This is a genomic window from Herbiconiux flava, from assembly GCF_013409865.1.
Classification (GTDB): Bacteria; Actinomycetota; Actinomycetes; order Actinomycetales; family Microbacteriaceae; genus Herbiconiux; species Herbiconiux flava.
In genome coordinates, this window is sequence record NZ_JACCBM010000001.1 from 1,692,884 (window position 1) to 1,715,446 (window position 22,563).

At 72.3% G+C, this 22,563-nt stretch carries 20 protein-coding genes; 11 read left to right on the forward strand and 9 right to left on the reverse strand.

Going from position 1 to position 22,563, the window contains the following annotated elements; all coding sequences use genetic code 11:
* Positions 1–4: 4 nt before the first annotated feature.
* On the reverse strand, positions 5–523 hold the full coding sequence (locus BJ984_RS08235; RefSeq protein ID WP_179547590.1) for a response regulator transcription factor: 519 nt from the start codon (positions 521–523) through the stop codon (positions 5–7).
* 62 nt (positions 524–585) lie between these two features.
* Entirely contained in the window at positions 586–1,611 is a 1,026-nt protein-coding gene (locus BJ984_RS08240) for an NADP-dependent oxidoreductase (protein WP_179547591.1), read from the reverse strand.
* Between the two features lie 65 nt (positions 1,612–1,676).
* Here BJ984_RS08240 and BJ984_RS08245 point away from each other — a divergent pair, with 65 nt between their 5' ends.
* Positions 1,677–1,961, forward strand: a complete 285-nt coding sequence (locus BJ984_RS08245) for a GNAT family N-acetyltransferase (RefSeq protein ID WP_179547592.1) — start codon at positions 1,677–1,679, stop codon at positions 1,959–1,961.
* A 107-nt stretch (positions 1,962–2,068) separates the two neighbouring features.
* On the opposite strand, the gene BJ984_RS08250 is transcribed toward BJ984_RS08245, so the two are convergent.
* A complete protein-coding gene (locus BJ984_RS08250; protein WP_179547593.1) occupies positions 2,069–3,088 on the reverse strand; it encodes a right-handed parallel beta-helix repeat-containing protein in 1,020 nt (339 codons plus the stop codon).
* A gap of 217 nt (positions 3,089–3,305) precedes the next feature.
* Between BJ984_RS08250 and BJ984_RS08255 the strand changes: the two genes are divergently transcribed.
* From BJ984_RS08255 to BJ984_RS08265, 3 genes are read left to right on the forward strand one after another with little or no spacing between them, the layout of a single operon-like run.
* Complete coding sequence (locus BJ984_RS08255; protein WP_179547594.1) at positions 3,306–4,595, forward strand: glycosyltransferase; 1,290 nt, start codon at positions 3,306–3,308, stop codon at positions 4,593–4,595.
* Positions 4,592–6,781 carry a right-handed parallel beta-helix repeat-containing protein gene (locus BJ984_RS08260; protein ID WP_179547595.1) on the forward strand — a complete coding sequence of 730 codons (2,190 nt, stop codon included), beginning with the start codon at positions 4,592–4,594 and terminating at the stop codon, positions 6,779–6,781. Before BJ984_RS08255 ends, BJ984_RS08260 begins: the two co-directional genes overlap by 4 nt.
* Before the next feature lie 59 nt (positions 6,782–6,840).
* Positions 6,841–8,142: a GNAT family N-acetyltransferase gene (locus BJ984_RS08265; RefSeq protein WP_179547596.1), complete on the forward strand. Its 1,302-nt coding sequence runs from the start codon at positions 6,841–6,843 to the stop codon at positions 8,140–8,142.
* Between the two features lie 76 nt (positions 8,143–8,218).
* On the opposite strand, the gene BJ984_RS08270 is transcribed toward BJ984_RS08265, so the two are convergent.
* Positions 8,219–8,848, reverse strand: a complete 630-nt coding sequence (locus BJ984_RS08270; RefSeq protein ID WP_179547597.1) for a TetR/AcrR family transcriptional regulator — start codon at positions 8,846–8,848, stop codon at positions 8,219–8,221.
* Positions 8,849–9,013: 165 nt separating this feature from the next.
* Here BJ984_RS08270 and BJ984_RS08275 point away from each other — a divergent pair, with 165 nt between their 5' ends.
* The gene (locus tag BJ984_RS08275) at positions 9,014–10,891 is read left to right on the forward strand and encodes an amidase (RefSeq protein WP_179547598.1); all 1,878 of its coding nucleotides are present in this window, start codon (positions 9,014–9,016) and stop codon (positions 10,889–10,891) included.
* On the opposite strand, the gene BJ984_RS08280 is transcribed toward BJ984_RS08275, so the two are convergent.
* On the reverse strand, positions 10,854–11,810 hold the full coding sequence (locus BJ984_RS08280; RefSeq protein ID WP_444979735.1) for a LysR family transcriptional regulator: 957 nt from the start codon (positions 11,808–11,810) through the stop codon (positions 10,854–10,856). The genes BJ984_RS08275 and BJ984_RS08280 overlap by 38 nt on opposite strands.
* A 100-nt stretch (positions 11,811–11,910) precedes the next feature.
* On the opposite strand from BJ984_RS08280, the gene BJ984_RS08285 reads away from it, so the two are divergent.
* Together BJ984_RS08285 and BJ984_RS08290 are read left to right on the forward strand one after the other, a co-directional pair.
* Complete coding sequence (locus BJ984_RS08285) at positions 11,911–13,335, forward strand: MFS transporter (RefSeq protein WP_179547600.1); 1,425 nt, start codon at positions 11,911–11,913, stop codon at positions 13,333–13,335.
* Entirely contained in the window at positions 13,332–14,156 is an 825-nt protein-coding gene (locus BJ984_RS08290; protein WP_179547601.1) for a 3-hydroxybutyrate dehydrogenase, read from the forward strand. Before BJ984_RS08285 ends, BJ984_RS08290 begins: the two co-directional genes overlap by 4 nt.
* Positions 14,157–14,202: 46 nt before the next feature.
* Here the strand turns inward: BJ984_RS08290 and BJ984_RS08295 are convergent, their stop codons facing one another.
* Positions 14,203–15,309 carry an LLM class flavin-dependent oxidoreductase gene (locus BJ984_RS08295; protein ID WP_179547602.1) on the reverse strand — a complete coding sequence of 369 codons (1,107 nt, stop codon included), beginning with the start codon at positions 15,307–15,309 and terminating at the stop codon, positions 14,203–14,205.
* 206 nt (positions 15,310–15,515) lie between these two features.
* Here BJ984_RS08295 and BJ984_RS08300 point away from each other — a divergent pair, with 206 nt between their 5' ends.
* Together BJ984_RS08300 and BJ984_RS08305 are read left to right on the forward strand one after the other, a co-directional pair.
* Complete coding sequence (locus BJ984_RS08300; RefSeq protein ID WP_271206475.1) at positions 15,516–19,196, forward strand: AAA family ATPase; 3,681 nt, start codon at positions 15,516–15,518, stop codon at positions 19,194–19,196.
* A 53-nt stretch (positions 19,197–19,249) separates the two neighbouring features.
* Positions 19,250–19,465, forward strand: a complete 216-nt coding sequence (locus tag BJ984_RS08305) for a hypothetical protein (protein ID WP_179547604.1) — start codon at positions 19,250–19,252, stop codon at positions 19,463–19,465.
* 3 nt (positions 19,466–19,468) lie between these two features.
* Here BJ984_RS08305 and mscL read toward each other — a convergent pair whose 3' ends face one another.
* Genes mscL through BJ984_RS08320 form a run of 3 tightly spaced genes read right to left on the reverse strand, consistent with a single transcriptional unit; the run spans position 19,469 to position 20,880 of the window.
* Positions 19,469–19,927 carry a large conductance mechanosensitive channel protein MscL gene (gene mscL / locus BJ984_RS08310; RefSeq protein WP_179547605.1) on the reverse strand — a complete coding sequence of 153 codons (459 nt, stop codon included), beginning with the start codon at positions 19,925–19,927 and terminating at the stop codon, positions 19,469–19,471.
* Between the two features lie 10 nt (positions 19,928–19,937).
* On the reverse strand, positions 19,938–20,264 hold the full coding sequence (locus tag BJ984_RS08315; protein WP_179547606.1) for an FmdB family zinc ribbon protein: 327 nt from the start codon (positions 20,262–20,264) through the stop codon (positions 19,938–19,940).
* A gap of 31 nt (positions 20,265–20,295) precedes the next feature.
* Positions 20,296–20,880, reverse strand: coding sequence for a 5-formyltetrahydrofolate cyclo-ligase (locus BJ984_RS08320; protein WP_179547607.1), 585 nt, complete (start codon positions 20,878–20,880; stop codon positions 20,296–20,298).
* Positions 20,881–20,940: 60 nt separating this feature from the next.
* Here BJ984_RS08320 and galU point away from each other — a divergent pair, with 60 nt between their 5' ends.
* Together galU and BJ984_RS08330 are read left to right on the forward strand one after the other, a co-directional pair.
* Complete coding sequence (gene galU, locus BJ984_RS08325) at positions 20,941–21,831, forward strand: UTP--glucose-1-phosphate uridylyltransferase GalU (RefSeq protein ID WP_179547608.1); 891 nt, start codon at positions 20,941–20,943, stop codon at positions 21,829–21,831.
* A gap of 31 nt (positions 21,832–21,862) precedes the next feature.
* Positions 21,863–22,516, forward strand: coding sequence for a GNAT family N-acetyltransferase (locus tag BJ984_RS08330; RefSeq protein WP_179547609.1), 654 nt, complete (start codon positions 21,863–21,865; stop codon positions 22,514–22,516).
* Positions 22,517–22,563: the final 47 nt, after the last annotated feature.

A 22,563-nucleotide genomic window follows, 5' to 3' on the forward strand; every position in this document is an offset into this window, starting at 1 on the left:
GTGCTCAGACCGCCCGGCTCCCGGAGGCCGCCGGTACGTACAGGCCCTCGCGATGCGCCAGGACCGCCGCGTGGGTGCGGGTGGGCGACGCCAGCTTGACGAGGATGTGCTCGACGTGGGTGGCCACCGTCCGCGGTGTCACGACCAGTCCTTCCGCGATCTGCTGGTTCGAGCATCCGTCGACCAGCAGCCCGAGCACCTCGAACTCGCGGTGGGTCAGACCATGGTCGACTCGCACGGGGGACAGCAGCACCACGCCCAGCCGGTGCGAGCGGGGCGGCTCGGTGGACGCCAGGTAGGACACCCGGACGTGCTGCGGCGAGTCGGCTGCGCCGCCCGTCGGCCAGAGGAATGTCAGGTGCAGCTCGCCCTCGATCAGGCGACCCCGCACCGTGTCGAGGAGGGGGCAGCCGCTGTCGAAGAGCTCATGGCCGGGGACATCGGGCAGCGGTTCGCACCCGCTCCGCTCGAGCAGCACCGTGCCGGCGTAGGCGTCGTCGACGAGCACGGAGGTGGTGACCATGGCGCGATGGTGCTCGCCGCCTGCAAGACCGGCAAGGGGATTGCGCCGGGGGCGGCCGTGTGTCAGGTGCGGGCGTCGGCCACGTCGCGGGCCTTGAGGTGGCGGGTGGTCGAGACGGGCTGCGTGCCCAGCACGACCTTGCCGCGCGAGTGCAGGCGCTGCAGGTCGGCGTAGGCGCGGTTCACGTCGGCGAGCGGGTAGAAGCCCGAGATGAGCAGGGTGAAGGCCTGCGACTCAGCGAGGCGCACGAGGGTCTCGAGCTGGCGGGTGCCGTGCTCGACCGACTCCGCGTCGTCGCGCAGCAGGGCGAGCTCGACCTCGCGGCGGTCGGCGCTCGAGCGATAGCGCTCGGTGGGCACGTCGAGCTCGCGGGCCAGCTCGTGGCCGTCCTGACCGAAGTTGTCGATGAAGGCGGTGACGCCTCCGGGGGCCGCCTTGCGGATGCGGTCGGCGATGCCCGGGCCGTACTCCACCGGCACGATGCCGAGCTGGCGCAGGTAGTCGAAGTTGCGGGCGCCGCAGGTTCCGATGACCTTCGCGCCGCGGTGCTTCGCGAGCTGCGCCTCGATGCTCCCGACGCCGCCGGCGGCCGCCGAGATGACGACGGTGTCGCCCGCGCCGATGTGCAGGTCGTCGAGCGTGTCGAGCGCGGTGACGCCGGCGAGGTAGAGGCCGCCGGCGGTCTCCCAGCTGAGCCGCGACGGCTTCTTCACGAGCGCCGACGCCGGCACCGTGAGGTAGGTGGCGTGCGCGCCCGAGCGCACGTGCCCGACCACGTCGGAGCCGCGCGGGAAGCGGGGGTCGGCCGAGTCGACGACGATGCCCGCGAAGTCGCTGCCCGAGCGGCGGGGGAAGGGCTCGTCGGCCCAGGTGGACTCCCGGCCGTCCCTGATGAAGATGTCGATGTGGCTGATGCCGGTGGCGATCACCTCGACCGTGACCTGACCGGGCGGCGGTGGGGCGAGCGGCCGCGTGCGGTTCTCCAGCACATCGACGTCACCCGTGCGGTCGTACTCGACGACCCTGGTCTCGCTCGGCTTCTTCACCGCGATCACCTCGATCCTGTGGATAGGGCTCACCCTATTCATGCCGGAGGTCGTGCGTCCAGCGACAGTTCGGCGGGCGCCCGGCGCGGCGGGCGTAGGGTGAGGCCATGGCACGCGAATTCAGTCACGACGTCGACGCGAAGCGCTACTCCCTCCGGGTCGACGGGGCGCTCGTGAGCGCGGTCGACTACGTCGTCGGCGGGCAGCAGATCTCGTTCACGCACACCTTCACCGACCCGAAGCAGCGGGGCAAGGGCTACGCGGGCGAGATCGTCGGCTACGCGGTCGACGACGTCGAGACGAGCACCGACTACCGGGTGGTGCCCATGTGCTGGTATGTCGGCAAGTGGTTCGACGAGCATCCGGAGCGGGCCGGCCTGCTGACTCGCTGAGCGATCGGTGCGGCGGGCGCCGGGTGGTTGGTGCCGCGGGCACCGGGGCGCTATAGTCGTCTGCGGGGAGGGCTTCGGCCCTCTCCACCAACGTTTAACGGGTGGTTTCAGCCCCCGCAGCTCACGTTGCTGACGAACGCGGGGTTCGCGACGCCGTCCACCGTCGCCTCGTTGTCGCAGAGCACCGTGTTGCCCGCAGCTCGCGCCGCCCCTTCGAGCAGCACGCCGTAGCCGTCGGCGGCCACGGCGAAGCGGTTGAGCTCGAAGCGGTTCCGCGCCCCCCAGCCGTCGACGATCACGTGCACCTGGGCCCCGTCGCGCGGGCCCCCGCCCGTGTTGCCCGTGATCAGCCAGTCCGAGCCCTTGACGTCGATCAGCGAGTCGACCGCCGTGCTCGCCGCGCCGTCGAGCGTGTTGCCGCTCAGCTCGCCGTCGCTCGTCCCCTCCTTCACGTCGATCGCCTCGGCCGTCGTGCCCGCGATGTCGGAGCCGGTGACGACGTTGCGGTCGCTGGCATCCGGCGCGCACTCCGAGATCTCGCACCAGTTGCTCTCGGCGGTGCCGATGTAGACGCCCTCCCCGAACTCGGCCTTGCGGAGGCCGGTGCCCCGCACGACCACGCCCTCGAGGCGGTTGTCGCTCGAGCCGGCCCTGAGGTGCAGGGCCTCGTCCCCGGTGTCCGAGACGCGGATGCCCGTCAGCACGTTCGAGGAGGAGCCGTCGAGCATCACCCCCTTCTGCCCGCCCTCGACCGAGAAGCCGCTCAGCACCCAGTGCGACGCCTGGTCGAGGTGCAGCGTGTAGCCCGAGTCGGTGGACGCCCCCACGAGCACCGCGTCGTCCCCGCCGCAGAGGGTGATCGGCGCGTCGGCGGTGCCGGAGCGGGTGATCTCGACGGGGGCGTCGTAGCGTCCGGCGGCGAGCAGGATGGTCTGGCCGGGCTCGGCGGCCGCGAGGGCGGCGGCCAGTTCGGACGTGCTCGCGACGGGGGTGCCTTCGGGGCACCCGGCGGCGGCGCCGGAGGGGGCGGCGGGCGGGGCGGGCCGGGGCGAGCATCCGCTCATCGCCGTCGCCACGATCGCCACGAGGAGAGCCCCCGCAGCGGCCGACCTGCGGTGCGCCCTCATGGGGTCAGTCTACGAAGGGCCGCGAGACGCGGTGCATGCCGCAGACGGAATGCGCTCCGCCGCGCCCACAACTGGGGGTGCCCCGGCCCGGGATGACGGGGGGCCGCGCCGCTACGCTGAGGCCGGGAGATGCTCGCCCGGCGTCTCGCGCCCGCACGCCGCCGCGGCCCACCCCACCACGGCGGCATCCCGATCCCGCCCGAAGGGTGGCAGCCCGATGCCCACCGACGTCTCGTCGTTCGTCGACGATCTCGGACGCACGCTGCTTTGGATCCTGCCCTTCGGCGTGTTCGGGATGGTCTCGTGGAGCTTCTGGCTGGTGCGCAAGGTCATCTCGGCGGCCACGAAGCCGGTCGTGAACGACTACCGCACGACGACGACGGTGGTCGTGCCCTCCTATCGCGAGGACCCGGCGGTGCTCGTGCGCTGCCTCGAGACCTGGCGGCGGCAGGGGCCGTCGCGCATCGTGATCGTGCTCGACGTGGCCGACACCGAGGCCGAGGCGCAGGTCGAGGCGCTCGGGCACGCCGAGGTCGACGTGATCATGTTCCGGCACCGCGGCAAGCGCTCGGCGCTGGGGGTGGGCATCCGGGCGGCCGACACCGAGCTCGTCGTCCTGGTCGACTCCGACACGGCGTGGGAGGACGGGATGCTCGACGCCATCCAGATGCCGTTCGTCGACGCCGCGGTGGGGGCCGTGAGCACGCGGCAGAACGTGTACCTCCCGGGCACGAGCATCTGGCGGCGGGTCGCCGACTGGATCATCGACCAGCGCTACTTCGACTACGCGCCCGCGATGGGTCGCTTCGGCGGCGTGATCTGCGCCTCGGGGCGCACGAGCGCGTACCGGCGGGAGGTCATCCTGCCGAAGCTGCCCGAGCTCGAGCACGAGATCTTCCTCGGCAGGGAGTGCGTCGCGGGCGACGACGGGCGGCTGACCTGGCTGGTGCTCTCGGAGGGCTACCGGGTGACGCACCAGGACTCGGCGCGGGCGCTGTCGATGTTCCCCGACACCTTCCGGGCGTTCGTGAAGCAGCGGGTGCGGTGGAGCCGCAACTCGTACCGGTGCTACCTCACGGCCATCCGGCGCGGCTGGATCTTCCGGGTGCCGTTCATCTCGCAGATCACGGTGATGCAGATCCTCTTCACCCCGGTGAGCATGTTCATCGCGCTGGCCTACGTGTTCCACGCCCTCTCGTCGCCCGTGCCGCTGCTCGGCTTCGGGGTGGCGGTGCTGTGGATGCTCGTGGGGCGCGGCATCCGCGGCATCTCGCACCTCTGGCGGAGGCCGCAGGACATCGTGCTGCTGCCGCTCGTGACCGTCGTCACGGCGCTCGTGGCGCTGCCGATCAAGCTGTTCGCGCTGTGCACGATGAACACGCAGGGGTGGCTGACGAGGTCGGCCGACAGCGTGGGCGGCGAGGGGCAGTCGGAGGCGACGCTGACGACGGCGCCGGCGTCGAGCGAGGCGACCGCGGCCGAGGCCGTCGAGGGGATGCGGGCGTGAGCGCCGGGCCCGACCGCGACCCCGAGCGCAGCGAGCTGCTCAGCGCCGCCGAGCGCGGCCAGACCATGGGCAGCGGCGCGCGGTGGGCGGTGCGGGCGGTCGTCGTCGGAGTGATCGTGCTGGGGTTCGGGGCGACGGTCGCCGTGGCGAACGGGGTGCCGCCACGGGTGTCCGCGTTCCTGCAGGGCGTCGTCGGCGGGGATGCGGCGGAGGCCGCGGCCGCCTCACCATCCGCGGGTGCGACGGCCGCCCGGTCGACGGAGGCGGAGGCCGGGGCCGAGGCGCTGATCGACCCCCGCACCGATCCCGAGGGCTTCGCGACCGCGTTGCAGCAGGCGCGCGACGAGGCCGACCCGGAGGCGGTCTCGCCCGACGCCGCCGAGCTCGCCGCCTACCAGCGGGCGCTCGAGGTGACCCGCGGCATCTCGACCACGCCCGAGGAGCAGGGGGAGGACCCGGCCGCCGTCATCCAGAGCCGCATCGTGCGGCTTCAGGATGCGCGCTGGAGCCTGCTCGCCCGCACCGGAGCCGCGGCCACCCGTGCCGACACCGTCGACGTGGTGCCGGCCGGATCGACGGTGACGCTCGACCAGCTCGTCGCCCGCGGTTCCGCGACCAGGATCGACGCCACGACGGTGCTCGTGACGCGATCGCTGTTCGTGGCCCGCGGGGCGGTGCTCGACCTCACGGCGCCGGGGCAGAGCATCCGGCTGCTCAGTGGGGAGCACGGCTCGGTGACGGTCGTCGCCTGGGGTGGCACGGTGACCCTCGCGGGCACCGAGGCCTCACCCGTCGGCCTCACCTCGTGGGACGAGGAGGCAGGCCGCTCCGACATCGACGTGGCCGACGGACGCTCGTACCTGCGGGTGCACGAGGGCACCCTGACGATCGGCCACGCGAACGTGGCCGACCTCGGCTTCTGGAGCGGGCGCACCGGCGGGCTCGCCGTGACCGGCACCCTCGCCTCGCCCTCCTCGGCCACCGTGACCCACTCGGTGATCACCGGGCAGCACATCGGGCTCTACCTCGCCTTCGCCGCGGCACCGACGATCGACGACACTCTCGTGCGGGCCTCGAGCGCGGAGGCGGTCGTGCTCGCGAACGGCACGGTCAGCCCCACGGTCGGTGCCAGCACCCTCACGGGCTCGGGCGGCGACGGGCTCGACGTGCGGCCGGGCGTCGACGACGTCACTCTGACCGGCAGCACGGTGACGCGCAACGGGGGGTACGGCATCCGCGCCGACGGGCGGCCGCAGGCCGACGGGGCGAACTCCTCGGGCTTCTCGGTCGAGGGCTCGTGGGGGCTGAGCGTCGACGGCAGCACCTTCGGCGACAACCGGGCGGGCGGGCTCTGGGTGCGCGGCACCGGCGGCGTCGTGCTCGAGGGCAACACGATAGACCAGCGCACGGTGGGGCTCAGACTGACGGATGCGCAGGGGACCGTCGCGCAGAACACCGTGCACGTCGAACCGGGCAGCGGCATCGTGCTCGAGGGGGCGGCGACCGCCGTGACGGCGCGCGCCAACCTCGTGACGGGGGAGGGGCCCGCGGCGATCCGGCTGCCGGAGGACGACGCCGGGACGGTCGCCGAGGCGGGCAACGACACCACCGGCTGGACCGGCCGGTGGGAGGCGCTGCTGTGGGTGGAGGCGCATCCGCTCGCGCTGCTCTGGGGGCTGCTGCTCGTCATCCCGATCGTGGGCATCGGCTTCGTGTTCTACCGGATGCGCCGGCAGCAAGCGATCCGCGAGCTGGTGGAGGCGTCGACGATCGCGCTCGCGGCGGCGGCGAAGGCGAAGTACGAGCGGGCCCGGGCGGGTGGTGGGGAGGAGTCCTTGCCGTCCCTCGTGGGTGCCGGGCAGTCGGCGCCGCCTCTTCAGCGAGTCGCGCCGCGCGTCGCCGGCACCGCGTACCGGGCCGGGCGCGAGGCGTCGGCGCCCGAACCGCGGTACGCCCCTCGTCAGGCCGCTGCGACACCGACGCCGATGCCGAAGCCCGCGCCGACCCCTGCACCCTCCGTCGCCGGAACCGACTTCGGCCAGTTCTCCTCGGTCGAGGACCTCGCCGTCGCGGCCGTGCTCGACGCCGGCAAGCCGATCGACACCGTCGCCCACGCGCTGCGGGTGCCGGTCGGCTCGGTGGCCGGCTGGGTGGCGAAGGCCCGCCGGGCGCGCGGCGAGCTCTGACGCGCATCCGGAACCCCGGCGCGGGCGCCCCGACGGAGGCGAGCGAATAGCCTGGGGGGATGGCTTCGCATGACGAGTACGACTTCCGCACCTTCCCCGCCGCCGTGGCGGAGGACGGCACGCCCGACCCGGCGTCGGCCGCCTGGCTGCAGGCCGAGACCCGCGGCTTCCACGACCCGCGCAAGAGCGAGAAGGTGCTCGCCCGCTCGGTGGAGCGCCTCGCCGCCGACGGCCGACGGCTCACCGGCGTCTACGCCCGCTCGGCTCCGGCCGGCGCGCTCGGCGTCGAGGTGCCCGTCGCCACCTTCGCCTGGTTCCCGAGCACCCTGAACACGGGCGGCGCCGAGCCCCTCGACGTGCACCTCGTCTCGAACGTCACGGTGCGGCCGACCCATCGCCGCCGGGGCCTCCTCCGCTCGATGATGACCGCCGACCTCGAGCAGGCCGTCACCGACGGCTACGCGCTGGCCGGGCTCACCGCATCGGAGGCGGGCATCTACCGCCGCTTCGGCTTCGGCGAGGCCAGCTGGGTGCGGCACGTCACGGTCACGACCGACAGTCGGTTCCGGATGGTCGCCGAGCCCCGAGGCCGGTGCGAGCTGATCGAGGCCGCCTCGCTCCGCACCATCGGGCCCGAGGTCTTCGCGCGGTTCCACGCCGGGCACCCCGGGTCGATCGACCGCCACGCCAAGTACTGGGATCGCGCGACGGGGCTCGCCGACGACAAGGGCGAGCCCGACGACGCCGTGCACGCGGCGGTGCACTACGACGAGTCGGGTGCGGTCGACGGCTACGTGGCCTACCGGTTCCAGGGCTGGGAGAAGGAGCCGTACACGCTCGGCATCGTCGACCTGGTGGCCGCCGACGACGAGGCCTACCTCGGCCTCTGGGACTTCCTCGGAGCCGTCGACCTCGTCGAGCGCATCGAGTGGGAGTTCGCGCCGATGGATGACCCGCTGCCCTTCGCCCTCACCGACTCGCGCCTGGTGAAGACGACGTTCGTCGAGGACTGGCTCTGGCTGCGGGTGCTCGACGTCGAGCGCGCCTTCGCGGCCCGCGGCTACGCGAACGACGGCGAGGCGGTGCTCGACGTGACGGATCCGCTCGGCTACGCCGCGGGCGTCTTCCGCCTGCGGGTCACCGGCGGCGTGGGCTCGGTGGTGCGCGTGGACCGCTCGGACAGCATGACGCCCGACGTCGTCGTCGACGCGGCGGCGCTCGGCTCGCTCTACCTCGGCGGGGTCGACCCGCGGGTGCTGGCGGCGGCCGGCCGGCTCTCGGAGCGCGCGCCGGGCGGGCTCCAGCGGCTGCGCGCGCTGCTCGCACCGGTGGCGCCGGTGTACGGCATCACGCACTTCTGACGCCGCCCGGCCCGACGACGCCTGCGCGCGTCAGAGGCCGGCGGCCGTCGGGCGCGGTCGGCCAGGCGCTGCGGCGTCAGAGGCCGGCGGCGGCGCGGGCGCGGCTGACGAAGGCCGGGCGCACGAGCTCGAAGCCGTCGAGGTAGGCGCCGACGAGTGCCGCGTCACGCAGCAGCACGAGCGTGGCGGCCGCCTCGTCGGCGTCGAAACCAGGGCGACCCGCCGCGTCATCCGCGTCGGCGTGCGCCGCCACCAGCGCCGCCCGCACCGTGGCGCGGAACCAGGCGCGATGCCGGGTGACGATCGTGCGGATCGGGCTCGCCGCATCCGGGAACTCGGCCGCCGCGTTGATGAACGGGCAGCCCCGGTCGTGCCGATCGGCCACGTCGTCGGCGATCGCCTCGATCAGCAGCTCGACGAGCCGCCGCGGGTCGTCGCCGGCCGTGACGGCGACGGCGGCGAACAGCCCGCGCACCCCGGCGTCCTCCCGCTCGAGGTAGGCGGCGACGAGCGCCTCCTTGCCGGTGAAGTGCCGGTACATCGTGGCACGGGTGACGTTCGCCTCGGCGAGCACCCGGTCCATGCCGACCCGGTGGATGCCCTCCCGGTAGAACAGCTCGGACGCCACCGCCACCAGCCGCTCCCGCGCCACCGACACGCGCCCGGCGGGGGCCGGTGCGGGATCGACGTGGAGAGCGGTGGACACGCCGCAATCCTAACGGAACACTCGTTCTCCCCGGCCGATCCCGGACGATCCACGGCCCAGCGGGCCACCGGTCAGAACGTTCGACGACGGACCCGCGACCGAAACACCCGGGAAATACGTCGACCCGATACTGGGAATCCCCTGTCGATCACCTAAGGATGTCCGTTGCCCGATTCCCCGTCCCGCCTCCGCTCCTTCGCCCGCCTCGGTGCCACGACCGCCGTCTGCGCGGGTCTCGTCATCACCGCCTCGGCCACGGCGAGCGCCGCCCCGCTGATCTCGTCCGTTCCGGCCGCCCCCACCGCCGCTCCCGCCCCCGACGTCGTCGACCTCGGCATCTCCGACGTGCTCGCTCAGCTCGAGGCGGGCACCACCACCTCGGTCGCGCTGACCCAGGAGTACCTCGACCGCATCGCGGCCTACGACGACCCCTACGCCGACCAGCCCGGGCTCGCCGCGGTCATCCTGGCCAACCCCGAGGCGCTGGCGACGGCCGCCGAACTCGACGCCGAGCGCGCCGCCGGCGAGCTCCGCGGCCCGCTGCACGGCGTGCCCATCCTGGTCAAGGACAACTACGCCACCTTCGACATGCCCACCACGGCGGGCAGCGCCTCGCTGCACACCTACCAGACGAAGGTCGACTCGACCGCGGTGGAGCGCCTCCGCGCGGCCGGCGCGATCATCATCGCGAAGACCAACATGGCCGAGTTCGCCTGGCACGGCACCTTCACCCTGAGCTCCGAGCGGGGCCGCACCAACAACCCCTACAACCAGCTGAACAGCGCGAGCGGTTCCAGTGGCGGAACGGGCGCGGCGGTGGCGGCGAGCTACGCGCCCGCCGGTCTCGGCACCGACTCCTGCGGCTCGATCGTCGGCCCGAGCGCCCACCAGAGCCTCGTCGGCTACCGGCCCACGATGGGCCTGACGAGCGTCGCGGGGATCGTTCCGCTCAGCGTGCGGCAGGACGTCTCCGGCCCGATGACCAAGACGGTGACGGATGCGGCCCTGCTGATGGAGGTGCTCGCCGGCTACGACCCGGCCGACCCCCAGACGGTGATCGCGAACGAGCAGTCGACCGACCGCTACGTCGAGGGCCTCAGCGACACCGCCCTCGAGGGCAAGCGCATCGGCTACGTGAAATGGGACTTCGAGGAGGACCCGGCCCGCCCCGGCCTCGCCGAGACCACCGCGCTCGTCGACCAGGCCGTCGCCGATCTCGAGGCGCAGGGCGCCGAGATCGTCGAGGTGCCGCAGTTCTCACGCGACTTCGTCTCGACCGTGCTGAAGAGCGGTGGCTGGATGGACATGCAGTCCTCCATCGACACCTTCTTCGCCACGACCGACGCCACCTGGCCGGAGGGCCTTGCCGAGCTGACCGAGCCGGCCGACGCTCTGACCTTCTCCGACGTGATCGCCGACGGCAAGTCGTCGCTGGAGCAGGGCGACATCGACTACTTCACGAGCTTCCCGGACTTCCCGAACGAGGCCTACGAGACCGCCGTCGCCGAGCAGGACGCGGGCAAGGCCGCGATGGACCGGTTCTTCGTCGACAACGACCTCGACGCCCTCGCCATGCCGACGAGCGCCACCTCGGCCACCACCGACTGGGCGGGCACGACGTTCTGCGACGTCGGCGCCAACACGGGCGTGCCGACCGTCTCCCTGCCGGCCGGCTTCACCTCGACGGGCGCCGCCGTCGGTCTCGAGCTCGCCGCTCCGCGGAGCGCCGACGCCGCATTGCTCGCCATGTCGTACGACTACGAGCAGGCCACCCTGCACCGTGTCGCCCCGGCCTCCACGCCCGAGCTGGTGCACCTCGCCCCGACCCCGACCCCGACGCCCACCCCCACGGCCACGCCGGCACCCGCCCCCGCCCCGGCTCCGGCCACCCCGGCACCGGCGGCCGACGGGTCGAACTCGCTGGCCGCGACCGGCGCCGGTCAGAGCGCCCCGCTCGGCCTCGCCGGTCTGGCGCTCGTCGCGGGCGGTCTGATCGTCGGGCTCGTCACCGTTCTGAAGCGCCGACGCCCCCGGGCGGAGTGATCGACGGCGCTGCGGCCGGCTCTCCGAGGAGGGCCGGCCGCAGCGCCGCGGCCTGTCGCCGGAGCGCGTCGACGACGGCCGCCACGGCGGGCTGGGCGAGCGACTCGGGTCGCACGACCATCCAGTACGAGAGCGTCTCGGCGATCTCCCCGGGCAGCAGCCGCACCAGGTCGGCGTGCCGGTCGGCCATGAAGCACGGCAGGAAGCCTATGCCGGCTCCCGCCCGGGTCGCCTCGACGTGCACGAACACATTGGTCGAGCTGAGCGAGTCGCGCATCCCGGGCACGAGCCGCCGGGGTGCGTCGAGGTCGTCCACCTGCAGCATCGAGTCGATGAAGTAGACGAGCGGATGCTCACCCAGCTCCTCCACGGCCGCCGGCGCCGGGTGCGCGGCGAGGTACTCCCGCGACGCGTACATGCCGAGCACGTACCGCCCGAGCAGGATCGCCTCGGCCCGGTGCACCTCCGGCCGCCCCACGACCACCTCCACGTCGAGCCCGGAGCGGTGCTGAAGAGCCCGCCGGGTCACCGACACCAGCTCGACGCGCAGCAGCGGATGCTCGCGCTGCAGCCGCGCGACCGCGGGAGCCGCGACGAAGGCGCTGAACCCGTCGGTCGCCGACATCCGCACGACGCCGGTGATCCGCGCATCCGCCTCGTCGGGGCCGAGCTGAGCCAGGGCCTCCTCGACACCGGCGGCGGCCCGGAGGGCGCGGTGTCCGAGCTCGGTCGGCTCCCACCCGCCGGCCGCGCGCGAGAGCACCCGCCCGCCGAGCGACCGCTCGAGGGCTCCGATGCGGCGGGCCACCGTGGTGTGGTTCAGCCCGAGCGAGGCCCCGGCCGAAGTGAAGCGACCCGTGCGCGAGACGGCGAGCAGGACGAGCAGATCCTGCGGGTCGGGCCCTGTCTCCGGTGACATGTCTGCAATTATGCACAGCGGATGCGCCGGATTGCTCATTGCCTGCCCGCGGATGTGCACGAATACTCGGTGCTGTCAACGACGACACCGAGGAGACAGCATGAGCGTCAACGATCGAGTCCGGGTCGAACCCGGCACGGCAGGGGCCCGGAACGAGGCCGGCGGCAGCGCAGCAGGCGGGGGAGCCGCGCCGAAGGGCCTGAAGAAGGTGGTCGCCGCCTCGATGGTCGGCACCGTCGTGGAGTGGTACGAGTTCTTCCTCTACGCCACGGCCGCGAGCCTCGTCTTCGGCACCGTGTTCTTCCCCAACGCCGGCACCCGGCTCGACGGCATCATCGCCGCCTTCCTCACCTACGCGGTCGGCTTCATCGCCCGCCCGCTCGGCGGCATCGTGTTCGGCCAGATCGGCGACCGGCTCGGCCGCAAGCACACCCTGCAGGTCACGATCATCATGATCGGCGCCGCCACCTTCCTGATCGGCTGCCTGCCGGGCTTCGACAGCATCGGCTACTGGGCGCCGGCCCTCCTCGTGGTGCTGCGCTTCATCCAGGGCTTCGCCCTCGGCGGCGAGTGGGGCGGTGCCGTGCTGCTCGTGGCCGAGCAGAGCCCCGACCGCTCGCGCGCCTTCTGGGCCAGCTGGCCGCAGGCGGCGGTGCCGGTCGGCAACCTGCTCGCCACGCTCGTGCTGCTGACGATGTCGGCCGTGCTGCCCGCCGAGCAGTTCCTCGGCTGGGGCTGGCGCGTGGCGTTCTGGATCTCGGCGCTGATCGTGCTCGTCGGCTACTACATCCGCACCCACGTCAACGAGGCGCCCATCTTCATCGAGGCTCGCGCCGAGGCGGAGGCGTCCAAGGCTGTGCGCGTCGGCGTCTTCGAGGTCGTGCGCCGGTACCCCCGCGGGGTGCTGAGCGCGATGGGTCTGAGGCTGGCCGAGAACATCCTGTACTACATCATCGTCAGCTTCTCGATCGTCTACCTCGTCACCGTGCACGAGTACAACACGAGCCAGCTGCTGCTCGCCCTGCTGATCGCCCACGCCGTGCACTTCGCGGTCATCCCGCAGGCCGGCCGGCTGGCCGACCGCATCGGCCGGAAGCCCGTCTACCTCGCCGGGGCCGTGCTCGGCGCCACCTGGGCGTTCTTCGCCTTCCCGCTCTTCGACACGCTCAACCCTGTGCTGATCGTCGCCGCGGTGACCATCGGCCTCTGCTTCCACGCCCTGATGTACGCGGGTCAGCCGGCCATCATGGCCGAGATGTTCCCGACCCGGATGCGCTACTCCGGTGTCTCGCTCGGCTACCAGGTCACGTCGGTGGTCGCGGGCTCGCTCGCCCCGATCATCGCTTCGGCGCTGCTGCAGCAGTACTCCTCCTGGATCCCGGTGGCCCTCTACGTGCTGATCGCCTGCGCGATCACCGCCGTCACGGTGCTCACCCTGCGCGAGACCCGCGGCATCTCCCTCCGCGCGGTCGACGCCGCCGATGCGGCCCGCGTGGCCGCCGAGTCGGGCGCGGTGCGGGCATGACGCTGCAGCAGGTGCCCTGGGCCGTGATCCCGGATGCTCGGCTGCCGCTCGCGGGCCGCCGCGCCCTGGTCACCGGCGCGGCCGGCGGCATCGGCGCAGCGGTCGCACGGGAGCTGGCCTCCCGCGGCGCCGAGCTCGTGCTCGCCGATCTCGACGGAGCCCGCGCCGAGGCGCTCGCCGACGAGCTCCGCTCCGGCCCCTCCGGGCCGGCCACCCGGGCCTGGGCCGTCGATCTCGGAGACACCGCCCGGCTGACCGACGAGCGGCTCGCGGGCATGCTCGGCGACGTCGACATCCTCGTGAACAACGCCGGGGTGCAGCACATCAGCCCGATCGAGGACTTCGACCCGGCCGAGTTCCGGCGCATCCTCTCGATCATGCTCGAGGCGCCGTTCCTGCTGGTGCGGGCCGCGCTGCCCGGCATGTACTCGCGCGGCTTCGGCCGGATCATCAACATCTCGTCGGTGCACGGCGTGCGGGCCTCCGCGTTCAAGAGCGCCTACGTCACCGCGAAGCACGGTCTCGAGGGCTTCTCGAAGGCGACCGCGCTCGAGGCGGCACCGCATGGGGTGACGAGCGTCTGCGTCAACCCCGGTTACGTGCGCACCCCGCTCGTGGAGCGGCAGCTGGAGCAGCAGGCCGAGGCGCACGGCGTCTCGGTCGAGGAGGTGCTGGAGCGCATCCTGCTCGCCGACGCCGCGATCAAGCGCCTGGTCGAGCCGCACGAGGTCGCCTCGCTCGTGGCCTGGCTGGCCTCGGACGACGCGGCCATGGCCACCGGCTCGAGCTACCTGCTCGACGGCGGCTGGTCGGCGCACTGAGCCACGCCGGAGCCGTCGGGCCCGGCCACCGGATCGGCGCGGTGGTTCAGGCGGGCTGCAGCGCCGACGACAGCTCGGGGAAGCGGGTCGCGAGCAGCTCGAGCGCCTCGACCCGGGCGGGCGTCTCGCGCGGCCCGTCGGTCGCGAGCGACCCGGCCACGGGGGAGACCATGACCTCGTCGACACCGTGGCGCTCGGTGAGCGGGCGGATGCGTGCCTCGACCTCGTCGGCCGTGCCGATCAGCCAGTGCCGCTCCTGCTCGAGCACCGACTGCTCCTCCATCGGGCTGAGGGCGGTGGCCTCGGCCTCCTCGACCGTGAGCTGCGGGCCGAGCACGCCGCCGGTGCGGAGTCTCGCCATGGCGATCAGCTGGGGGAGGGCGCGGCGGCGGGCCTCCTCCGCGGTGGCCGCGACCGAGATGTTGACGGTCAGCAGCGTCTTCGGAGTCGCGAGTGCCTCGGAGGGCTGGAAGTCGTCGCGGTAGATCGCCAGGGCGCGGTCGATCCCGGGCTGGCCGAAGTGGTTGGCGAAGACGTAGGCGGTGCCGAGCTTCGCGGCCAGGGCGGCGCTGTAGTCGCTGGAGCCGAGCAGCCAGAGCTCGGGTGCCGAGCTGCTGCGGGGCGTGGCCTGCAGCTCGTAGGAGCGGCCGCCGACGTTCAGGCCCACCCCGGGCTGCTCGTCGCCGAAGGGCCGGTCGGCCGGGCGGTCGGAGCCCAGCAGGGCGGCCACCGTCTCGACGTCGGTGGGGAACGAGGCCGCCGGGTCGGTGTCGGTCGTCGAGCGCTGCCCGCGCAGCATGTAGGCGGTGACCGGGTCGGAGCCCGGCGCGCGGCCGAGACCGAGGTCGATGCGGCCCGGGTGCATCGCCTCGAGCAGGGCGAACTGCTCGGCCACCGTGAGGGCGGCGTGGTTCGGCAGCATGACGCCGCCCGAGCCCAGACGGATGCGCGAGGTGCCGGCCGCGAAGTGGGCGATCAGCGTGGCGGGGGAGGTGGACGCGACCGAGGGCATGTTGTGGTGCTCGGCCATCCAGTAGCGGGTGTAGCCGAGGCGCTCGGCCGCCCGGGCGAGCGCCAGGCTCGCGGCGACGGCGTCTCCCGTCGTCTGGTCGGAGCGGACGGGGATGAGATCGAGCACCGAGAGAGCAGTCATGTCCCTGTTCTCAGCGGCTCCGTGCCCCCGTTTATTCCGAAACTCGCCTGTGGTTGCGCGATATTCCGGGAGGTCGCACGTACTGTGGCGGTGTGTGGCGTGCCGATAAGAAACGAGAAGCAGACGATCCGACGTCTGCCCCCGACTCTGCCGAGTCGGCCTGGGGCCGCAACGGGCAGTCCGCTGCCGGTGGCCCGATCGGACAGGTGTTCACGACGGAGAGTCTCGTCGAACCCGCCCGTGACCTGTGGCGTGCGGAGATCGCGGCGCTCGGCGGCGAATCGCCGCTGATCGTCTTCGACGACACCCCCCGCTCGCGGATCGAGCTCAGCACCACCCATCCCGGTGGTCTGGCGCAGTTCATCACGGGCAACTCGACGCTGCTGTCGAGCCTCATCCGCGACGAGCTCGCGCTCCGGAACGCCCGCATCGCCGCGGGCGCCATCACCGACAAGGGCGTCGAGCTCCGCTCGGTGCGGGGCATCGACTCGGTGCACCTCGCCATCGGCCTCGCCGAGTGGCGCGCGCCGAACCCCGACGGCAGCCCGGCCGGCGTCGGCGACGCGGGTGCCCAGCAGTTCCGCGCGCCGGTGCTCCTCCGCCCCATCTCGGTGCGCCGCTACGGCCGCGACTTCGAGCTGAAGCTCCGCGGAGTGCCGTTCGTGAACCCCGTGCTGGTGCGCGCGCTGCAGGAGCAGTTCGGCATCACGCTCGACGGCGAGAGCCTCGTGGCGCTGGCGCAGTCCAGCGGTGTCTTCAAGCCGCAGCCCGTGATCGACCGGCTGCGCAGCCTCACGTCCCACCTGCCCTGGTTCGCCGTCCAGCCGCGACTCGTGGTGTCGTCGTTCGCCGACGTGTCGAGCGCCATGCTGGCGGACAGCACCGAGCTCGCGCATCCGGTGCTCGACGCCCTCGCGGGCAACTTCAGCTCCCGGCGGGCCGTGCAGGAGGGCTACCACCCCGTCGAGCCCTCGCCGCAGGACCACCGAGCCCCCAGCACCGACACCCTGCTGCTCGACGCCGACAGCGAGCAGGAGAACGTGATCGCCCAGATCTCGGGCGGCAACTCCATCGTGGTCAAGACGCTTCCGGGCACCGGCGGCACCCAGACCATCGTGAACGCCATCGGCGCCCTCGTCGCGCAGAACAAGCGCGTGCTCGTCGTCAGCCCCCGCCGCCTCAGCCTGAGCGGCATCGGCCGCCGGCTGAGCGACGTGGGCCTGCCCGGCGTCGCCGTCTCGCCCCGCACGCTGCGCCGCGACCTGATCCAGTCGATCGGCCGCAACGAGAAGGCGTCGCAGCCCCGCGTCGCCGACATCGACGAGGCCCTCGTGCGCCTGCGCGGCGTGCTGCTCGACTACCGCTCCTCGATGTCGCGCGTCGACCCGACGCTCAAGGTCTCGGTGCTCGACGCCCTGCGCGAACTCGCCCGGCTGGCGCTGCTGCCGAACCCGCCCTCGACCACGGCCCGGCTCGACCGCACCGCGCTGGAGTCGCTCGCGACCGGCCGTGCCAAGGCCGCCAAGACGCTCAGCCGCGCGGCCGAGCTCGGCCAGTTCCGCTACGGCCCCGACGACTCTCCCTGGTACGGCGCGCAGTTCTCCTCGAGCGACGACGCCCACCGCACGCACCAGCTCGCGAAGCGGCTCGACCGCACCGACCTGCCGCGGCTGCTCACCGGCGCCTACGAGCTCATCGGCCAGACCCGCATGCGGCCGTTCACCTCGCTGAACGAGCTCGGCACCTACCTGCGCCTGCTCGCCGACCTGCGCGAGACGCTCGACAAGTTCCTGCCCGTGGTCTTCGACCGCTCGCTCACCGACCTGATCGCCGCCACCTCGCCGCGTCGCGACGCCCCGCAGATGTCGTCGACCTCGCGTCGGCGGCTCAAGGCGCTGGCCCGCGAGTACGTGCGCCCCGGCGTGCACATCGGCGACATCAACGAGTCGCTGCGGCGCATCCAGCAGCAGCGCACGCTCTGGTACCGCTACGCGGCGGCGGGCATCCCGCCGGAGATCCCCGTCGGCATCAACGACGTGCAGGTGGCCTTCCAGCGCGTCACCGAGGACCTGGCGCAGCTCGATCTGCCGCTCGGCCGCTCCGGCACCGCGCAGCACCTCGGCGCGCTGCCGATCGACCAGCTGATCGGCATGGTCGAGGGCCTGGCCGCCGACTCGGAGGTGCTCGCCAACCTGCAGGAGCGCACCGCGCTGCTCGACTCGCTGCACGAGCACTCGCTCGACCCGCTGCTCGTCGACCTGTCGAACCGCCACGTGCCCGAGTCGGCCGTGCCCGACGAGCTCGAGCTCGCCTGGTGGCAGTCGGTGCTCGAGCTGATGCTCGAGGGCGACCGCGCCCTGCTCGGCGCCAACACCGGCGTGCTCGACCGCCTCGAGGGCGACTTCCGGCTCGTCGACGAGGCGCACGCCTCGATGAACGGCCAGCTGCTCTCGTGGCAGCTCGCCGAGACCTGGAGTGTCGGCCTCGTCGACCACCCCGCCGAGGCGAGCGCGCTCAAGGAGCTGCTGCGCACCGACAAGGTCACCTCCGCGACCCTGCACGAGGCCGCGCCGCACCTCGGCAAGGTGCTCGCGCCGGTCTGGCTCGCCTCGCCCTACGAGGTGCCGCAGATCACCGACGCGATCACCTTCGACACCGTCGTGCTCGTCGACGCGGGGGCGACCACCCTCGCCGAGAACGTCGGCGCCATCCGTCGCGGCCGTCAGGTCGTTGCGTTCGGTGACCCGGTCACCCAGACGCCCTCGCACTTCGAGGTCGCCATCCGGCCCTTCGACGACTCCCGCACCCGCACGGCGGTCGACGCCGAGCTGGTCGAGGAGCTGCACGCCGACTCGGCGCTCGCCCGACTGGCCGACCTCGTGCCGACACTCTCGCTCACCCGCAGCTACCGCGCGGGCGGCGAAGACCTGGCCGAGCTCGTCAACCACCGCTTCTACGGCGGCAAGATCGACTCCCTGCCCTGGGCCGGCACCTTCCTCGGCCACGGCAGCCTCGCGCTGCACTACGTCGAGGGCCGCGGCGGCATGCCCGACTCCGAGACCGGGGCCGTCGAGAGCGTCGACGCCGAGGTCGACGAGGTCGTCTCGCTCGTGCTCGACCACGCGATCAACTACCCGCGCGAGTCGCTGATGGTCATCACGGCGTCGCCGAAGCATGCCGTGCGCGTGCAGCAGGCCGTGCTGGCGGCGTTCGCGAAGCGCAGCGACCTGGCCGACTTCATCCTGAAGGAGCGGGCCGAGCCGTTCATGGTCGCCACGCTCGAGCAGTCGGTGGCCCAGAGCCGCGACCGCGTGATCTTCTCGGTCGGCTACGGCAAGACCGCCCACGGGCGCGTGCTCACGAATTTCGGCGGGCTCGCTCGTCCCGGGGGAGAGCGTCTGCTCGCCGTCGGTATGACGAGGGCCCGTCGATCCATGGACATCGTGAGCTGCTTCATGCCCGCCGACATCGACGAGGAGCGGATGAACTACGGGGTCGTGGCGCTGCGCCAGATCCTGCAGGAGGCCGAGACCGGGCCGACGCCCGACACCTTCTCGAGCCCCGGCGACGCGCTGCTGATCGATCTCGCCCGCCGGCTCGGCGCGCGCGGCCTCGAGGTGGCCTTCGAGCACCGCGGCAAGCTGACGCTGGTGGCCTCGCACGACGGTCGCGCGATCGCGATCGAGACGGATGCGGTGGTGCACTCCACCTCGCTCCGCGAGTCCCTGCGCCTCCGGCCCGACATGCTCCGCCGGCTCGGCTGGCACTACCTGCGGGTGCACTCCTTCGAGCTGTTCACGAACCCGGAGGCCGTGGCGGCCCGCATCGCCTCGGTGATCGGGGTGCGCGAGCTGCAGCTGGTGGAGACGTCGCCGATCTCGGTCTGAGTCCGGCATCCGGGCTGGGTCCGGCATCCGGGCCCGGCCCGTACGCTGGTGTCATGGACGTGAAGAAGCTCGGGCGCCGGCGTGTGGCCACCTCGGCCGTGCGGGGGAGCGACCCGTCACCCCAGACGGGGCCCGACGGCGAGCGGGTGCGCGCCGCGGAGGACACCGATCAGGCGTGGGGCGTCACCCCGCGCGCGGGCGGTGGCGGAGCATCCGGAGCCGGCGCCAACGACGAGCAGCTCAAGCGGGACGTGCCCCCGCACTGGTGACCGCTAGTGCTTCGGCACGTGACCCGTCGCCGGTGGCTCGTCCGCCGCGGCGGCCCGCTGGGCGGCGAGCAGGTCGCGGATCTCGATCAGCAGCTCGGTCTCGGTGGGAGGGAGCTCCTCGTTCGTCTTCTCGAGCGACTCGGCCGGGGTGCCCTTGATGGCGAACGCCGCCTTCTTGAGGTGGTTGATCGGCAGCACGAAGACGAAGTAGACGACGACGGCGACGATCAGGAACTGGATGATCGCACCCAGTACGGCGCCGAACTTGATCTCGGCGTCGCCGATCGCGACGATGCCCGCGCTATCGAGGCTGTCGGCCCGGAACAGCGCCCCGATGATCGGGTTGAAGATGTTCGCGACGATCGAGTTGACGACCGCGGTGAAGGCGGCGCCGATGACCACGGCGACCGCGAGGTCGATGACGTTTCCGCGGAGGATGAACTCCCTGAATCCCTTGAACATGGGATCAAGCCTAGGAGGAAGCCGCCTTCGACGGCGTCGACGTGGCCGCCGGAGCCGACTTCGAGCTGGAGGAATCGGACTTCGACGCGCTGCTGGAGCTGCCGCCGCCGGAGTCGGAGTTCGACGACGAGCTCGAGGCGGGCGTCGAGTCGGACGTCTTCGCCCGCGAGTCGGTGCGGTAGAAGCCCGAGCCGTTGAAGGTCACGCCGACGGGGCTGAAGACCTTGCGCAGCTTGCCGCCGCAGACGGGGCACTCGGTGAGCGTGTCGTCGGTGAAGGCCTGCTGGATGTCGAAGGCGTTGTCGCACTCGGTGCAGCGGTAGGAGTAGGTGGGCACAGGAGCCTCCGGGAACGGGCTTCTCGCGCGGTCAGCGCGCGAAACGGATGATGCGGGTGGGGGTGACGGCTCCGTCGACGGGTGCGTCGTGCACCTCGCGGGGCACCTCGTCGAGGATCTCGTCGTCGAACACGACGGCGAACACCGGCGGGCAGTTCTCCATGGAGCCGAGGGTGCGGTCGAAGTAGCCGCGGCCCCAGCCCATGCGGGTGCCCCGGCCGTCGACGGCCGAGGCGGGGATCACGATGAGGTCGGCGTCGTTGATGGCGATCGGGCCGAGGATGCCGCCGGCCGGCTCGGGCAGGCCGTAGAGCCCCTCGGTCTCGGTCTCGCCGTCGGCCTCGGCCCAGTCGAGCAGGCCGTCCTGGCGGGCGATCGGCAGGAGCACGCGGCGGCCGTCGGCGAGCGCCCAGTTGATGAAGGGGCGCGTGTTCGGCTCGAACGACGTCGACAGGTACGCGGAGATGACCCGCGCATCCGTCTCGGTGGCGATCTTCACGAGGTTCTCGGTGAAGCCCAGCTCGGCGGCGTCGACGACATGGGCGGGGCGGGTTCGCCGGCGCTCGCGCAGCTCGGCGCGGAGGGCCCGCTTGTCGGTGCTGCGGTCGGTGGCCATGAGATCGATTCTAGAGCCGCGTGGAGTGAGGGATGCGCGAACCTGGATATGCTCTCGGACATGGGGACACCACTGACCAAAGCAGTTATTCCGGCCGCCGGACTCGGCACGCGCTTCCTTCCCGCCACCAAGGCGATGCCCAAGGAGATGCTGCCGGTCGTCGACAAGCCCGCCATCCAGTACGTCGTGGAGGAGGCCGTCAGCGCCGGCCTGAACGACGTCCTCGTGGTCACGGGCCGCAACAAGGCCGCCATCGAGAACCACTTCGACCGGGTCTACGAGCTCGAGTCGACGCTCGAGCAGAAGGGCAAGGGCGAGATGCTCCGGGTGGTCAACGAGTCCACCGCCCTCGCCGAGATGCACTACGTGCGCCAGGGCGACCCGCTGGGTCTCGGCCACGCGGTGCTGCGCTCGCGCATGCACGTCGGCCACGAGCCGTTCGCCGTGCTGCTCGGTGACGACATCATCGACGCCCGCGACCCCCTGCTGAAGCGGATGCTCGAGGTGCAGGACAAGCGTTCGGCCACCGTCATCGCGCTGATGGAGGTCGACCCCTCGATGACCCACCTCTACGGTGTCGCCTCGGTCGAGGCCACCGACGAGGACGACGTGGTGAAGGTCACCGGTCTCGTCGAGAAGCCCGACGAGGGCACCGCGCCCTCGAACCTCGCGGTGATCGGCCGCTACGTGCTCCAGCCCGAGGTCTTCGAGATCCTCGAGAACACGCCTCCGGGCAAGGGCGGCGAGATCCAGCTGACGGATGCTCTGCTCACGCTCGCCGACGACGACTCGATCGCGGGCGGCGTCTACGGCGTCGTCTTCGGCGGCCGTCGCTACGACACCGGCGACAAGCTCGACTACATCAAGGCGATCGTGCAGCTCGCCAGCGACCGCAGGGACCTCGGTCCCGACCTCCGGCCGTGGCTGCAGGAGTTCGTGGCCGGACTCTGAACCGGACGGGCCCCGCGGTAGTGTTCCAGCCATGTTCGTACCCACTCTGACCGAGGGGCGCGTCACGCTCCGGCCCATCCGGGTGCGGGACGCCAAGACCCTCGAGCGCGAGCTGATCGAGAACCGGTCGTGGCTGCGCACGTGGGAGGCGACCAACCCGCAGGGTCCGATGTCCTTCGACACCCGCGCGAGCATCCGCTCTCTTCAGACGAATGCGCGCGCGGGGTTCGGCCTGCCCTTTTTGATCGAGTACGACGGCGAGGTCGCCGGCCAGCTGAACGTGTCGTCGATCACCTACGGCTCGGTGGCCTCGGCCTCGATCGGCTACTGGGTGTCGGAGCGCTTCGCCGGCAAGAACATCACGCCGATCAGCACGGCGCTCGCGAGCGACTACTGCTTCTTCTCGGTGGGGCTGCACCGCATCGAGATCTGCATCCGGCCCGAGAACGGGCCGAGCCTGCGCGTGGTCGAGAAGCTGGGCTTCCGGTACGAGGGGCTGCGGCGTCGGTACATCCACATCAACGGCGACTGGCGCGACCACTTCTGCTTCGCGCTGGTGCGCGAGGAGCTGCCCGTGGGCGTGCTGCGGCGGTGGCAGGAGGGCGAGGTGCCCGTGGGTGACGGGGTCGTGCCCGAGAGCGAGCGCATCGCGGCGCAGCGGGCCATCCCGATCACACGCGCCTGACGGCCACGGCGGCGCCCGCCGTCGCGCGCGTCCGACACCCGCCGGCT

What these genes read in the sequence shown, in the direction of transcription:
- BJ984_RS08280 (WP_444979735.1), bottom strand. Translation starts at nt 11,810, where the DNA reads ATGTCACCGGAGACAGGGCCCGACCCGCAGGATCTGCTCGTCCTGCTC.
- BJ984_RS08320 (WP_179547607.1), bottom strand. Translation starts at nt 20,880, where the DNA reads ATGGCCACCGACCGCAGCACCGACAAGCGGGCCCTCCGCGCCGAGCTG.
- BJ984_RS08305 (WP_179547604.1), top strand. Translation starts at nt 19,250, where the DNA reads ATGGACGTGAAGAAGCTCGGGCGCCGGCGTGTGGCCACCTCGGCCGTG.
- BJ984_RS08290 (WP_179547601.1), top strand. Translation starts at nt 13,332, where the DNA reads ATGACGCTGCAGCAGGTGCCCTGGGCCGTGATCCCGGATGCTCGGCTG.
- BJ984_RS08235 (WP_179547590.1), bottom strand. Translation starts at nt 523, where the DNA reads ATGGTCACCACCTCCGTGCTCGTCGACGACGCCTACGCCGGCACGGTG.
- BJ984_RS08250 (WP_179547593.1), bottom strand. Translation starts at nt 3,088, where the DNA reads ATGAGGGCGCACCGCAGGTCGGCCGCTGCGGGGGCTCTCCTCGTGGCG.
- BJ984_RS08295 (WP_179547602.1), bottom strand. Translation starts at nt 15,309, where the DNA reads ATGACTGCTCTCTCGGTGCTCGATCTCATCCCCGTCCGCTCCGACCAG.
- mscL (WP_179547605.1), bottom strand. Translation starts at nt 19,927, where the DNA reads ATGTTCAAGGGATTCAGGGAGTTCATCCTCCGCGGAAACGTCATCGAC.
- BJ984_RS08255 (WP_179547594.1), top strand. Translation starts at nt 3,306, where the DNA reads ATGCCCACCGACGTCTCGTCGTTCGTCGACGATCTCGGACGCACGCTG.
- BJ984_RS08330 (WP_179547609.1), top strand. Translation starts at nt 21,863, where the DNA reads ATGTTCGTACCCACTCTGACCGAGGGGCGCGTCACGCTCCGGCCCATC.
- galU (WP_179547608.1), top strand. Translation starts at nt 20,941, where the DNA reads ATGGGGACACCACTGACCAAAGCAGTTATTCCGGCCGCCGGACTCGGC.
- BJ984_RS08285 (WP_179547600.1), top strand. Translation starts at nt 11,911, where the DNA reads ATGAGCGTCAACGATCGAGTCCGGGTCGAACCCGGCACGGCAGGGGCC.
- BJ984_RS08240 (WP_179547591.1), bottom strand. Translation starts at nt 1,611, where the DNA reads ATGAATAGGGTGAGCCCTATCCACAGGATCGAGGTGATCGCGGTGAAG.
- BJ984_RS08245 (WP_179547592.1), top strand. Translation starts at nt 1,677, where the DNA reads ATGGCACGCGAATTCAGTCACGACGTCGACGCGAAGCGCTACTCCCTC.
- BJ984_RS08265 (WP_179547596.1), top strand. Translation starts at nt 6,841, where the DNA reads ATGGCTTCGCATGACGAGTACGACTTCCGCACCTTCCCCGCCGCCGTG.